The sequence below is a fragment of the Micromonospora qiuiae genome (genome assembly GCF_016863555.1).
GTDB lineage: Bacteria > Actinomycetota > Actinomycetes > Mycobacteriales > Micromonosporaceae > Micromonospora > Micromonospora qiuiae.
This window is the reverse complement of sequence record NZ_BOPC01000051.1, coordinates 23,524-35,889: the sequence shown is the minus strand read 5'-3', so window position 1 is coordinate 35,889 and position 12,366 is coordinate 23,524. Positions and strand designations below refer to the sequence as shown.

The 12,366-nt window shown below is 71.9% G+C and carries 13 protein-coding genes and 1 tRNA gene; 11 read left to right on the top strand and 3 right to left on the bottom strand.

Going from position 1 to position 12,366, the window contains the following annotated elements; translation table 11 throughout:
- Positions 1–195 precede the first annotated feature (195 nt).
- The 9 genes from Vqi01_RS18795 to Vqi01_RS18755 all read left to right on the top strand — a co-directional run bounded on the left by Vqi01_RS18795 (position 196) and on the right by Vqi01_RS18755 (position 7,745).
- The gene (locus Vqi01_RS18795) at positions 196–882 is read left to right on the top strand and encodes a dienelactone hydrolase family protein (RefSeq protein WP_204036115.1); all 687 of its coding nucleotides are present in this window, start codon (positions 196–198) and stop codon (positions 880–882) included.
- Positions 875–1,615 (top strand): uracil-DNA glycosylase, encoded by a 741-nt coding sequence (locus tag Vqi01_RS18790; RefSeq protein ID WP_372444378.1) that lies wholly within the window; start codon positions 875–877, stop codon positions 1,613–1,615. Before Vqi01_RS18795 ends, Vqi01_RS18790 begins: the two co-directional genes overlap by 8 nt.
- Before the next feature lie 76 nt (positions 1,616–1,691).
- Complete coding sequence (locus Vqi01_RS18785; protein WP_204036114.1) at positions 1,692–2,420, top strand: DUF4129 domain-containing protein; 729 nt, start codon at positions 1,692–1,694, stop codon at positions 2,418–2,420.
- Entirely contained in the window at positions 2,417–3,004 is a 588-nt protein-coding gene (locus Vqi01_RS18780) for a hypothetical protein (RefSeq protein ID WP_204036113.1), read from the top strand. The genes Vqi01_RS18785 and Vqi01_RS18780 overlap by 4 nt, the downstream gene beginning before the upstream one ends.
- Positions 3,004–4,011, top strand: coding sequence for an AAA family ATPase (locus tag Vqi01_RS18775; RefSeq protein WP_204036112.1), 1,008 nt, complete (start codon positions 3,004–3,006; stop codon positions 4,009–4,011). The genes Vqi01_RS18780 and Vqi01_RS18775 overlap by 1 nt, the downstream gene beginning before the upstream one ends.
- A 7-nt stretch (positions 4,012–4,018) precedes the next feature.
- The gene (locus Vqi01_RS18770; RefSeq protein ID WP_204036111.1) at positions 4,019–5,401 is read left to right on the top strand and encodes a DUF58 domain-containing protein; all 1,383 of its coding nucleotides are present in this window, start codon (positions 4,019–4,021) and stop codon (positions 5,399–5,401) included.
- 58 nt (positions 5,402–5,459) lie between these two features.
- Positions 5,460–6,023 (top strand): hypothetical protein, encoded by a 564-nt coding sequence (locus tag Vqi01_RS18765; RefSeq protein WP_372444379.1) that lies wholly within the window; start codon positions 5,460–5,462, stop codon positions 6,021–6,023.
- A 156-nt stretch (positions 6,024–6,179) separates the two neighbouring features.
- Positions 6,180–7,493, top strand: a complete 1,314-nt coding sequence (locus Vqi01_RS18760; protein ID WP_204036109.1) for an NAD(P)/FAD-dependent oxidoreductase — start codon at positions 6,180–6,182, stop codon at positions 7,491–7,493.
- Positions 7,494–7,664: 171 nt separating this feature from the next.
- A tRNA-Leu gene (locus Vqi01_RS18755) sits at positions 7,665–7,745 on the top strand.
- A gap of 180 nt (positions 7,746–7,925) precedes the next feature.
- On the opposite strand, the gene Vqi01_RS18750 is transcribed toward Vqi01_RS18755, so the two are convergent.
- Positions 7,926–8,144 carry a hypothetical protein gene (locus Vqi01_RS18750; RefSeq protein ID WP_204036108.1) on the bottom strand — a complete coding sequence of 73 codons (219 nt, stop codon included), beginning with the start codon at positions 8,142–8,144 and terminating at the stop codon, positions 7,926–7,928.
- Between the two features lie 538 nt (positions 8,145–8,682).
- Between Vqi01_RS18750 and Vqi01_RS18745 the strand changes: the two genes are divergently transcribed.
- Complete coding sequence (locus Vqi01_RS18745; RefSeq protein ID WP_204036107.1) at positions 8,683–9,516, top strand: Bax inhibitor-1/YccA family protein; 834 nt, start codon at positions 8,683–8,685, stop codon at positions 9,514–9,516.
- A gap of 294 nt (positions 9,517–9,810) precedes the next feature.
- The gene (locus tag Vqi01_RS18740; protein ID WP_204036106.1) at positions 9,811–10,131 is read left to right on the top strand and encodes a hypothetical protein; all 321 of its coding nucleotides are present in this window, start codon (positions 9,811–9,813) and stop codon (positions 10,129–10,131) included.
- Positions 10,132–10,331: 200 nt separating this feature from the next.
- Here the strand turns inward: Vqi01_RS18740 and Vqi01_RS18735 are convergent, their stop codons facing one another.
- A complete protein-coding gene (locus Vqi01_RS18735; RefSeq protein ID WP_204036105.1) occupies positions 10,332–11,135 on the bottom strand; it encodes an SGNH/GDSL hydrolase family protein in 804 nt (267 codons plus the stop codon).
- A 49-nt stretch (positions 11,136–11,184) separates the two neighbouring features.
- Complete coding sequence (locus Vqi01_RS18730) at positions 11,185–12,237, bottom strand: SGNH/GDSL hydrolase family protein (protein WP_204036104.1); 1,053 nt, start codon at positions 12,235–12,237, stop codon at positions 11,185–11,187.
- Between the last annotated feature and the right edge of the window lie 129 nt (positions 12,238–12,366).

The following is a 12,366-nucleotide window of genomic DNA, read 5'->3' as shown; positions in this document are numbered from 1 at the left end:
ATCCCCACCACAGTCGACGGCGGCGCGGCCCACGCCGCGCCGCCGTCGATGTTGTCCGGATCACCAGAGGCGAACGGGAGGTGAATGCCACTCTTTCGCTGTCTTCCCGCAGGCGGTCAGGGCGTGGCAGGCTACCGGCACGTAGCCCCACTGGGCGACCAGCCAACGATGACTGACCGCTAGGAGGACGGGCCGATGGGCGAAATGGTGACCTACCGCGTCAATGGGGGAAACGCGACGGGGTACCTCGCGATACCCTCGACCGGTGCGGCCAGCCCCGCGGTCATCGTCATCCAGGACTGGTGGGGTTTGGCGCCCCACGTGCGGGCCGTCGTGGACCGTTTCGCCGAGGCGGGTTTCGTCGCCCTGGCGCCCGACTTCCGGCACGGCGGGCCGGCGAGCAAGCCGAGTGAACCGCGGCAGATGCTGAACAGCACCCAGATGGATGAGGCGGCCGCCGACATCGCTGCCGCCGCCGATTACCTTGCCGGGCGCGGCGAGACCACCGAAAAGGCCGGCTGCGCGGGTTTCTGCGCGGGAGCCAGCCTGGCGTTGTGGGCGGCGAGTTTCACCGAGCGGATCGTCGCCACCGCCGCGTTCTATCCTCGACTTCCCTGGGTGGGGATGCGCACCGAGTGGCCGGACTACACGGGCAAGGCGGCGCTGATCCACTGCTCGGAGGCGGACGGCACCTCCAGCGAGCCGGGTGTGCAGGCCGTACGCCGGGCCATCGAGCACGCGGGCGGCAGTTGCCAGTTGCACGACTACCCGGGCACCGAACACGCCTTCTTCAACGAGGACCGGCCGGAGAAGTTCGACCAGCGCGCCGCCACCAGCGCCTGGGCCCGCACCCTCGAGCTCTTCCGGGCCAAGCTTGGCTGAGCCGCGTACCCCGGCAGAGGTGGTCGCCCGCGCGGCGCGGACGACCGCCCTGACCGACCTTGATGCGGCGATCAGCAACTGTTTCGCCTGTCCACGGCTGGTCGACTGGCGTGAGGAGGTCGCGCGCACCCGACGTGCCGCCTTCCGCGACCAGGAGTACTGGGGCCGACCGGTGCCCGGGTTCGGTGATCCGGCGGCAAGGATCGCCATCCTCGGTCTGGCCCCGGCTGCGCACGGCGGCAACCGCACGGGTCGGATCTTCACCGGCGATCGCTCCGGTGACGTGCTCTTCGCCGCGCTGCACCGCGCCGGGCTGGCCAACCAGCCGACCAGCGTCGCCGCCGACGACGGACTGGCGCTGCGGCAGACGAGAATCTTCGCCGCCGTACGCTGCGCGCCACCGGACAACAAGCCCACGCCGGCCGAGCGGGACACCTGCGCGCCCTGGCTGCACCGGGAGGTCGCGCTGGTCAGGCCCACCCTGCGGGTCGTGGTCGCGCTGGGTGCGTTCGCCTGGGCCGCGTGGTGGCCGGCGTTGCGCGAGGTGTACGGCGTGCGTCCGCCCAGCCCGCGACCGGCGTTCGGCCATGGGGCACACTGGTCCGGCACGGCCGTACCGGAACTGCTCGGTTGTTACCACGTCAGCCAGCAGAACACTTTCACGGGACGGCTGACACCAGGAATGCTGGACGAGGTGTTCGCCCGGGCGAAGCGATTGGCCGGAGTGGACTGAGGCTGCGGGGCGGTGGCGATGACGGACAGTGAGCGCGGTGGTCCGACGTACGCCTCGGTGGCCCGGAGGTAGCCGGATGGAGGCTCTGCGCAGGTGGTGGCCGCTCGCGGTGGTGGCCGGCCTGCTCGCCGCGGTCACCCTGGCGGCCGCGAACTCGTCCATCGGTGCGAGCCGGGTCCCACCCGTCGCCAAGGACGCCCCGTTCGTCCTGGAATACCCGAGCGATGATCCCCGTCCGTCGATCCCCGTGGAGCCGCGAGAGGCTGCCGAGCAGACCCGTACGCAGATCCCGTCCTGGCTCGGCACGGTGGCGCTGGCGCTGTTCGGCGCCGCGCTGGTGGCCGCCCTCGGCTATCTGGTCTGGACTCTGCTGCGGGCGGCGGCCCGCCGGGTGACCCGCAGGCTGCCCGCGCGGCCGGCCCGGCGCAGCGCCGAGGGCACGGCGCGTGAGGTGGTCGCCGCCGTCGATGCCGGTCTGGTCGAACTGGACGACCGGTCCACCGACCCGCGGACCGCGGTGATCGCCTGCTGGGTCCGGCTCGAAGAGGCCGCCGCGGGCGCCGGGGTGCCCCGGCTGACCGGTGACACCCCCACCGACCTGGTCACCCGACTGCTGCGCGGCGATCCGTCCACCGGTGTGCCGGCGATCGTCAGCGCCGACGTGCTGGCCGAGTTCGCGCACGTCTACCGGGAGGCCCGGTACGCCACCCGTCCGGTCGACGAACGCACCCGCGACCAGGCGCGGGCGGCGCTGCGCCGGCTGCGCGGTGAACTCACCGCCACGGTCGAGCAGGTGACGGCGTGAGCCGGACCAGCATCGACGACCTGCTCAGCTTCGAGGAGGAGCGGCCACCGCGGCCCGACCGGCGCGAGGGCGGGCGGCTACGGACCGTGCTCAGCGTCCTCGGTGTGGCCGCGGCCGCGACCCTCGTGCTCGTCGCCGGGCTGCGCGCGGTCGGGTTGCGGGTGTCGCTGCTGGTGCTGGTCGCCGCGGTACTCACGCTGCTGCTGGTGCGCCGGATCGTGGCCGTGCTCGCCCCGCCGCCGAAGTCCCGCCGCCTCGCAGACGCGTCCCGGGGCGGCGAGGAGAACGGCATGTACAACTGGATGGCCCGGGACGCGCTGCGCACCGCGATCAACGGTTGGGCAACTCCGCTGGACTGGTCCAGGAACCGACCCGAGCGATTCACCAAGATCATCCTGCCCCGTCTCGCTGAGCTGGCCGACGAGCGGTTACGCCTGAAGCACGGTGTGACCCGCGAGTCGGACCCGGGCCGCGCCCGTGTCCTGTTGGGCGACCGGCTGTCGGCGTTCCTGGAGACCCCGCCCCGCCGCACCCCCTCGCCGCGCGACCTCGTGGCGATCGTCGCCGAACTGGAGAAGATCTGATGAACGACGCCGGCCGGAAGATGCCCCCTACCGAGGTCGGTCACCTCGCCCAGGCGGTACTGGACGCGGTGGGCCAGGTCGTGGTCGGCAAGCGGGATGCCCTCGAACTCGTCCTCGCCGGCATCCTCGCCGGTGGACACGTGCTGTTGGAGGACCTGCCCGGTCTGGGCAAGACGCTCACCGCCCGGTCCTTCGCCCAGGCCCTCGGGCTGGACTTCCGCCGCCTTCAGTTCACCCCCGACCTGTTGCCCGCCGATGTCACCGGCTCCTTCCTCTACGACCAGCGCAGCGGCGAATTCGCCTTCCGGGCCGGGCCGGTCTTCACCAATTTGCTGCTGGCCGACGAGATCAACCGAACCCCACCGAAGACCCAGTCGGCCCTGCTGGAGGCGATGCAGGAGAAGCAGGTCTCGGTGGAGGGCGTGACCTACCGGCTGGACGAGCCGTTCCACGTGCTGGCCACCGCCAACCCCGTCGAGTACGAGGGCACCTACCCGCTGCCGGAGGCGCAGCTGGACCGGTTCCTGCTGCGGGTGTCGTTCGGCTACCCGGAGCAGGAGGAGGAGTGGGAGGTGCTGCGCCGGCGGATGGCCCGCCGACGCGAGGAGGCCGAGATCAAGCCGGTCGTCGACGCCGACACGCTGCGTGCCATGCAGGCGGCCCTGGAGGACGTGGTGGTGGAGGACTCGGTCGGCCGCTACATCGTGGCGCTGACCGCCGCCACCCGGGAACATCCGTCGGTGCTGGTCGGCGCCTCGCCGCGTGGCTCGCTGGCGCTGTTGCTGCTGGCCCGGGTCCGGGCGGTGCTCTCCGGCCGCGACTACGTGGTGCCGGAGGACGTGAAGGACGTGGCGACGCCGGCGCTGGCGCACCGGATCACGCTGCGGCCGGAGATGTGGCTGCGCCGGGTCGACCCGTCGTTCGTGGTCGGCGAGGTCCTCGACGGGACACCGGCGCCGGCCAGCGGTGCGCTGCCCAGCTACGCCTCCGGCCGGCAGGGGCACTGAACCCGTCGTGACCCGTCAGGACCGATCCGCACCGCAGCAGTGGGCGCCCACCTGGGCGCTCGGCCGCGCCGTGCTGCTCACCGGCCTGCTCCTGATCGCCGCGGTGCTGCTGGGCCGGGTGGATCTGGTCGTGCTGGCCGCCCCGTTCGCGCTGGGCACCGCGTACGCGTTGCGCCGCCGCCCCACCGAAATGCCCGAGGTGCAGATCGAAGCCGACGAGGGGCACCTGGTGGAAGGCGGTCCGGTGGCCGGCACGATCAGCGTCGGCAACCCCGGCCCGGTGTCGTACGACGTGGCGGTGCTGCGTACCCGGGTCTCGCCCTGGCTGCGGGTCGAACGCGTGGCGCTCGCCGGCGGTACGATCGCCGGGCGAAGCGGGGCCGGCGAGCGCCCTGGGCTGGCCGACCGGCCGTTCGTCACCTCGGTCGCGCCGGAGACCGCGATCGACCTGGAGCTGAGCGGCAGCGCGCTGCGTTGGGGACGGCATCCACTCGGCCCGGCCGGCGCCCGTGTGGCCGCGGCACAGGGGCTGTTGATTTCGCGGGCGGTGATCGCCGAGCCGGTCCGGTCGAAGGTGTACCCGAAGACCGAGCCGTTCGAGGCCGTCGAGGCGATGCCCCGGGCCGCCGGGCTGGTCGGCGCCCACCGCTCACGCCGCCCCGGCGAGGGCGGCGAACTGGCCGGGGTCCGGATCTTCGCGCCCGGCGACCGGCTGCGCCGGATCGACTGGCGGGTGTCGTTGCGGACCCGGCAGCTGCACGTGGCGGCCACCCTCTCCGATCGGGACGCCGAGGTGGTCGTGCTACTCGACGTGCTCGCCGAGGCGGGCCGCTCCGGTGGGATCGGCGGCACGGCGTCGGTGCTGGACACCACGGTGCGGGCTGCTGCCGCCATCGCCGAGCACTACCTGCACCGGGGCGACCGGGTGGCGTTGCTCGAATACGGCCTGAGCGCCCGCCGGCTGCGGCCGGCCACCGGACGGCGACAGTATCTGACCGTGCTGGAGTGGCTGTTGGACGTGAAGGCCCAGCCCTCTCCGCGCGCGTTGGACGAGCACGCGTTCGGCCCGCAACTGCTCTCCGCCGACGCGCTGGTGGTGGTGCTCACTCCACTGCTGGAGGAGGGATCGGCGCAGATGATGGCCCGGTTGGCCCGCTCGGGACGGTTCGTGGTGGCCGTCGACACCCTGCCTAGTGACCTGCCGCCGCCGAAGGAGCAGGGGTGGGGCGAGGTGGCGTACCGGCTGTGGCGGCTGGACCGGGACACCATGATCATGCAGCTGCGGGAACACGGTGTGCCGGTGGTGCCGTGGGTCGGCGCGGGCAGCCTCGACCAGGTGTTGCGGGACGTGGCCCGGCTGGCCACCGCGCCCCGGGTGGGCAACCGATGATCGCGGGCGACGTGGCGCGGCGCGCCCCCGTGATCACGGACGAAGGGCGGCGTCGATGATCGCCTCGCTGACCGGCCGCGTCCGGGCGCTGCGCACGGCGGTCGGCCGGATCACCCTGGCCCCGGTTCTGGTCCGTCTCGGGATCTTCCTCGCGGCACTGGTCGGGTTGCTGCTGGCGTACCCCGCCGAGGTGGTCGCGGGGCAGGCGCTCGGCGCCCTGGTCGTGGTCGCGGTGCTTCCCGCGCTGGCGCCGCGCCGCTTCTGGCCGACCTTCGCGGCGCTGGTCACCGTCGCCGGATGGCTGCTCGCCACCGACATGTACGACCGGCCGATCGCGCTGTGGCGGCTGATGGTCGTGGCGGTGGCGCTCTACCTGACGCACACGCTCTGCGCGCTGGTCGCGCTCTTGCCGTACGACGCCGTCGTGGACCCGGAGCTGATCGTGCGTTGGCTCACCCAGGCCGCAGGCGTGTTGCTCGCCACCTCGGTGTTCGGGGTGCTGCTGCTGGAGCTGGCCCGCGCGGGTGGGAATGCGGACGGCTGGCAGGCGGTCACCGTCGCCGGTCTGCTGATCGCGCTCGCGGTGACCGCGATGCTGGCCTGGCTGCTGCGTCGTCGGTGACGGAGGGGTCACCGGGACGGGAGTGCACGCCGGTGCGCGGGTGCCGGTTGTGCCCCGAGCATCGAGAGTTGTCCGGATCACAGCCTGGTTGTGCTCGGTCACAGAACGGGAGCCGGGATCGGGATTAGCGCAGCCGGTGGGGGAAAGATGGTAGGCGTGAATCCGAAACGGATCCTTGTGGTGGGCGCCGGGCACGTCGGTCTCTACGCGGCGCTGCGCCTGTCGAAGAAGCTGAGCTCCCGTGAGGCCGAGGTCATCGTCGTCGACCCTCAGCCGCACATGACGTACCAGCCGTTCCTGCCGGAGGCGTCGGCGGGGAACATCTCCCCGCGCCACGCCGTGGTGCCGCTGCGTCGCGAGTTGCGTCGGTGCACGGTGGTGGCCGGCGCGGTGACGCGGATCGAGCACGACCGCAAGACCGCCACCATCCAGCCGATCGTCGGTCCGCCCCGCGAGATCGCGTACGACCACGTCGTGGTCGCCCCCGGCTCGGTTTCCCGGACCCTGCCGATTCCGGGCCTGCACGAGCACGGCATCGGGTTCAAGACCATCGGTGAGGCCATCTACCTGCGTAACCACGTGCTGGAGCTGCTTGACGTGGCCGCCGCGACGACCGACCCGGAGGTGCGCCGCCGGGCGCTGACCTTTGTCTTCGTCGGTGGCGGGTACGCCGGCATCGAGGCGCTCGCCGAGATGGAGGACATGGCCAGGGACGCCCTGAAGTACTACCCGGAGCTGAAGATGTCGGACATGCGGTGGGTGCTGGTCGAGGCCACCCAGCGGGTGCTGCCCGAGGTCGACCGGGACATGGGCGCCTACACGGTGCAACAGTTGCTGAAGCGGGGCATGGACGTCCGACTGGACACCCGGCTGGAGTCCTGTGTCGACGGGGTGGTCAAGCTCTCCGACGGGGACACCTTCAGCTCCGACACCATCGTCTGGACCGCCGGCGTGAAGCCCTCGCCGATGCTGGACGCGACCGACTTCCCCCGCGACGACCGGCGTCGGCTCACCTGCCTGCCCACCCTTCAGGTGGTCGACGGCGACCGGGTGATCGAGGGCGCGTGGAGCGCCGGTGACTGCGCTGCCGTGCCGGACCTGACCAAGCCGCCGGGCAACTACTGCTCGCCCAGCGCGCAGCATGCGGTGCGCCAGGCCCAGCGGATGGCCGACAACATCGTCGCTGTGCTCCGGGGCCGGGAGCCGGTCGAGTACAAGCACAAGCACGCCGGCAGTGTGGCCAGCCTCGGCCGGCACAAGGGCGTGGCCCAGGTCTACGGCATCAAGATGACCGGCTGGCCGGCGTGGTTCATGCACCGGACGTACCACATGAGCCAGATCCCCTCGTTGAACCGCAAGGTCCGGGTGGTGGTCGACTGGACGCTGGCCCTGCTCCTCAAGCGTGAGGTGGTCGCCCTCGGCCAGTTGCACGACCCCCGCGAAGAATTCGCCGAAGCCTCCCGGAAGTAAGGAAGGGCCCCTTCTTAACGTCTGCGGTATAGGAGGGGCCCCTTTTTAACAACGCCTGTCGATCTGATGGCCGGCCGGCGTAGGGGCGGCTACGAGCGCGGGACGCCGCAGTGGCCGCGAAACCGCTACCGTGGCACTGCACCACGCGTCATCGGTCGCGTCGGGGCACCCGCCCGGGTGGTGGAACGGCAGACACGGCCGCCTTAAAAGCGGCTGCCGCAAGGCGTGCGGGTTCGACCCCCGCCCCGGGCACACGATCTCCGCCTCGCCGGACCGCAGGCTGGGCTCCGCGCCGCGCTCGCCCCGGGGCTACCCGAGTGTCTCTAGAACGATCCAGTGCAGGGCGCATCGCGTCATCGGGTTGCTCGGCGATCCGCACACGGTGCTCATCCCGCACCCGCCCGAGGAACTCTTCGACCCCAAGCGGGAATTTCAGGCGGTGGTGATCCCCGCGTCGCTGCATTCCGACGGGATCAACCCGTCGGCATCCTGTCGCCGTTGATGCCGTAGTTGGTCACGCCGAGGATGCCCTCGAGTGAAGCCGAACTCGGTCTTGCTGCCGTAGAGCGCCACGTTGCCGAGACCGGCGAACTTCATGCGCTCGGCCTCGTTGAGCTTCGGCTGCTCGGTGAGCGTGAGCGTGACGGTCATGTTCGTGCGAAGCCCTTGAAACCGTTGGCCTTCAGCGTATCCACGAGGCCGTCGACGGATTTGATCAGCGGCCCCCGCTCGGGGAAGGGGATGGTGCCGAGGCCGTGGAGAGCCGGTCTTCTCCCGATTGTTCCTCGGCAGGGCCACCAACTCCGTCCGGTTTGAGGCGGGGAGCGGCTCCCGCCGTGATGACGCCGGCCGAGAGTACGAGCGTTCCGGCGGCTGCGGCCAGTCTTCGCAGGCCACGAGGGTGTGGGTGGTCTGCCATGAGACCTCCAACGGATCAACGAGCATGGGCCGCGGGGACGCGGACACCGCAAACCATGGTGCGAGCGCTGGAGATCGAAAACGTCCTTCCCCCGGCGGATCTTGGGCGTCCATCCCGGGTGGGACATCAGGGCCGGTCGTAAGCCGTCGGCTGGGCCACCCCGGGCACTCTCAGCGTTCCCTCAGCTTTCCGATGAACATCCCGCTGGCGGGGACGTTTACTCTTATAGCGCGCGTTGACGTGCCACGACCCCCTTAGGGAGGCCAGACAGTGAAGACTTCGAACCCGGTGCTCGCTCGGCTCGGGCAGGCGGCCGAGCGGGAGCGGGCCGCCGGGTACGCCCCGACCGGGCCGTACGGACAGCCCGGCTACCCCCAGCAGTACCCGCCGCAGGCCGGTTACCCCGGCGCGCCGGGCTTCCCGTCCGCCCCGCCGGCGGTCACCCCGATGTCGATCGACGACGTGGTGGTCAAGACGGTGACGCTCCTGGCCATCGTCGGCGTCGCCGCCGCGGCGGCCTGGGTGCTGGTGCCGGACGCGCTGCTCGGCGTCGCGTGGATCGGCGCCGCCGTCGTGGGCCTTGTGCTCGGCATGATCATCTCGTTCTCCCGGATGGCGAACCCGGCGCTGGTCGTCGCGTACGCCGTCGTCGAGGGTGTTCTGGTCGGTGCGATCAGCAAGTTCTTCGAATCGCTGTACGACGGCATCGTGCTCCAGGCGGTGACCGCCACCTTCGGTGTCTTCTTCGTGATGGCCATGCTCTACAAGGCGCGGGTCATCCGGGCGACGCCGAAGTTCGTCAAGGGCATGATCGCGGTGATGGCGGGCCTGTTCGCCGTCATGCTGATCAACCTGGTGCTGGCGATGTTCGGCGTCAACACCGGCCTGCGCGACGGCAGCCCGCTGGCCATCGGATTCAGCATCGTCTGCATCGTGGTCGCCGCGCTGAGCTTCGTGCTCAGCTTCAAGGAGGTCGAGGACGGCGTCCGGATGGGGCTGCCGCAGCGTTACTCCTGGGTGGCCGCGTTCGGCATCCTGGTCAGTCTGATCTGGCTCTACATCGAGCTCCTGCGACTGCTCAGCTACTTCCAGGGCGAAGACTGACCGGCCCGCCCAGCGACCGGCGCCCGCCCCCACCCGGGGACGGGCGCCGTCGTCCTTCCCACCCACGCTCCCGCGCGCCGCACCCGCCGCTCCCACGCGCCGCGCCTCGGCGCACGCCGCACCCGCTCCAGCCGCCGTCGATCATGCACTTCTTGTCGCGGCATAAGGCCCTAAAAGGGACTTTCCGGCGACCGAAACTGCATGATCGACGGGGGCGGGTGACGGCGGGGGCGGGCGGGGGTAGCGGGTGACGGTGGGGGTAGGGGCGAGGGTGGGGCGGGTAGGGTTTGGTGGGTGGGGAATGTGGCATTGGGGCGGGGGGTGGAGTTGCTGGTGCGGCAGGTGGGGCACTGGCAGCAACCACGATGGTCAGCTGCCGCCTCGGTCGGCAACGTGTCCCGGGCCGATCTGGTGCACCGACTGGTGCAGGAGATCGCCAACCTGGCCGCCGATGCGGAGGGGCAACCGCGGCGCACCGTACCCCGGCTCGACAACGACTTGGTCTTGGCCGACCAGCTCCGGGTGGTCGCGGCCGACCTGCTCGCGGCCGCCCCGCCCGACGAAATCCTGGCCCGGGCCACCGCCGAGGTGGCCGCGATCCGGGCCGCGCTCTAGGGACTGCGCTCAGAAGATCGCGCTCAAAACGCGCCCTAGGGATCGCGCCGTAGGCATCGTGCTGGAGGGATCGCGCTGGAGGGGCCGGGTGTAGGGATCGCGCTGTAGGTAGGGACCGGGCTGTAGGGACCGCGCTCGGGGGGCCACCGCTGATCTCGGGCCGGACTGGGCTTGGCCCTCCGTAGGCCAGGAAAGGCCGGTCAGCGGCGTTGGGTGACCGCCGCGGCGGCGGCCACGGCGGGCAGCAGGGCGTGTGCCCAGACCCGATAGCCGTCGGCGGAGGGGTGGTAGCCGTCGTGGCAGAACGTGCCGGCGTCGGCGCGGAACACCGGACCGGTCTCGGCGGCCAGGTCGACCACCGTCCCGCCGGCGTCGAGCACCGCGCTCGTCTGGGCCCGGCCGATCCGGCGACCGACCCAGCCGATGACCTGACGCAGCGGTGGCGCGATGGCTCGTACCGCGCCGAGGTCCGGGCAGGTGCCGACCACGACCTCGACCCCGGCCTGGTGCAGTCGGTGCACCGCCGCGCCGAGGTAGGCGGCGGCCTCGGCTGGACGGCGCAGGCTGGTGGCGTCGTTCGCCCCGACCAGGATGACCGCCACGTCCGGCCGCTCGCCCAGCAGTGCCCGGGCCACCTGCGTAGCCAGGTCGGTGGAGCGCGAGCCGGAGACACCTACGCTGGACAGGTGCACCAGCCGCCCGGACGGCCCTTCGGCGAGCAGTTCGGCCAACTGCCCGCCGATGGTGTCGCCGAGGCGGTCGACTCCGACGCCGAGGGCAGCGGAGTCGCCCAGCAGCACCAGTCGTACCGGTGGGGCACCGACACGCCCGATGGTCGCCCGGAGCGCCAGACCCAGCTCGGGCTGGGCGTAGCGGCGGTTGCGGGCCACGACGGCCTGGCCGGCGAGCACGGCCGCTCCGCCGAGCGCGCCGGCGAGCAGCGAGGTGCCAGCGGCACGGGCCAGCTGCGCGGCGGCCCGGGCTTCGGGAGACAAACCGCTCATGTCGTCGCCCCAGGGGTGTCGGCGCCGTACGGGCGCCTGATCCACTCGATCATGTGCGTCCCTCCACTGGGGGTGAGTCGGTGGCGGGATTCGACTGTGGCACGGCAGCGGCACCGAAGAACCCCCGGCGGCGCAGTCGTGCCCAGCGGCCAGCTGGACCGCTCTCGCTGCCACGGACCTGCGTGCCGCTGACCTCCGTCCCGGGATGCCGGGCCGCCTCCTGAGCTGCCTTCGGCAATGACCGTACGCCTTCGACGCGGCCAGGCGAAGGCCTGCGCTCCGCACCGGCTCCCAGCGCGGACAGCACCGTGGGTAACAGTGCGGCGGCGGCTACTGCGTACCCCTCTGCGGAGGGGTGGAACCGGTCCCAGGCGAACATCCGGCCCGGCTCGGCGCTGAACCGCGGCCCGAGCAGGTCGCCGAGGGAGACCGTCCAGCCGCCGGCCGAGACGACGGCGACCGTCTGGGCGGCGGCGAGCTGCCGGCTCCACCGGCGGGCCAGCCAGCGCAGCGGCGGCTGGATCGGGCGGATCGCGCCGAGGTCGGGGCAGGTGCCGACGACCACCTCGGCGCCGGCGGCGCGTAGTGCGCGGACCCCCTCGACGAGGTGGCGTACGGCCAGGGCGGGCGGCGTGCGGTTGGTCACGTCGTTGCCGCCGATGAGGATGACCGCCACGTCGGGATGGCATTCCAGGGCGGCCTCGACCTGGAACCTGAGGCCGGCCGAGATGGCGCCGACCACGGCGAAGCGATGCAGCCGCACCGGCCGCTGGAGACGGCGGGACAGGCCGGTCGCCAGCAGCGCGCCGGGTGTCTCCCGGCGGCGGTGCACGCCGTATCCGGCGGCCGAGGAGTCGCCCAGGATGACCATGGTGAGCGCCGGGCCGGGGAACTTCGCGCCGTAGACGCCGTCGCAGCGTGGCGGTGGCGCCTCGGCCATCGGGATGGTGCGTCGGGCCTGGCGGGCCTGACCGAGCAGCAGACCGCTGGTTGCCGCCGCAGCCGCTACCGTGGTGCCTGTGCCGATCGCCGCCAGGCGAGCCACCCGCCATGCGCGCGTCCAGCGCGGGCGATCCGGTACGGCAGACTTGGTGACCCCCACACCGCGACATTAGCGCGCCCCTACGACAGCCCGCTGTCGTCACGGCAGCGCCCAGGTGCCTGGAAAACGACTGTGTTGGGTACTTCAATGGTGAGTGTTGCGCCCGGTCGTCACGCTGCACGTGGAGAG

Bases quoted from the DNA above. Each gene is read 5' to 3' on its own strand.
- Vqi01_RS18775 (WP_204036112.1), top strand. From the start codon at position 3,004: ATGAACGACGCCGGCCGGAAGATGCCCCCTACCGAGGTCGGTCACCTC.
- Vqi01_RS18795 (WP_204036115.1), top strand. From the start codon at position 196: ATGGGCGAAATGGTGACCTACCGCGTCAATGGGGGAAACGCGACGGGG.
- Vqi01_RS18750 (WP_204036108.1), bottom strand. From the start codon at position 8,144: ATGACCGTCACGCTCACGCTCACCGAGCAGCCGAAGCTCAACGAGGCC.
- Vqi01_RS18735 (WP_204036105.1), bottom strand. From the start codon at position 11,135: ATGAGCGGTTTGTCTCCCGAAGCCCGGGCCGCCGCGCAGCTGGCCCGT.
- Vqi01_RS18785 (WP_204036114.1), top strand. From the start codon at position 1,692: ATGGAGGCTCTGCGCAGGTGGTGGCCGCTCGCGGTGGTGGCCGGCCTG.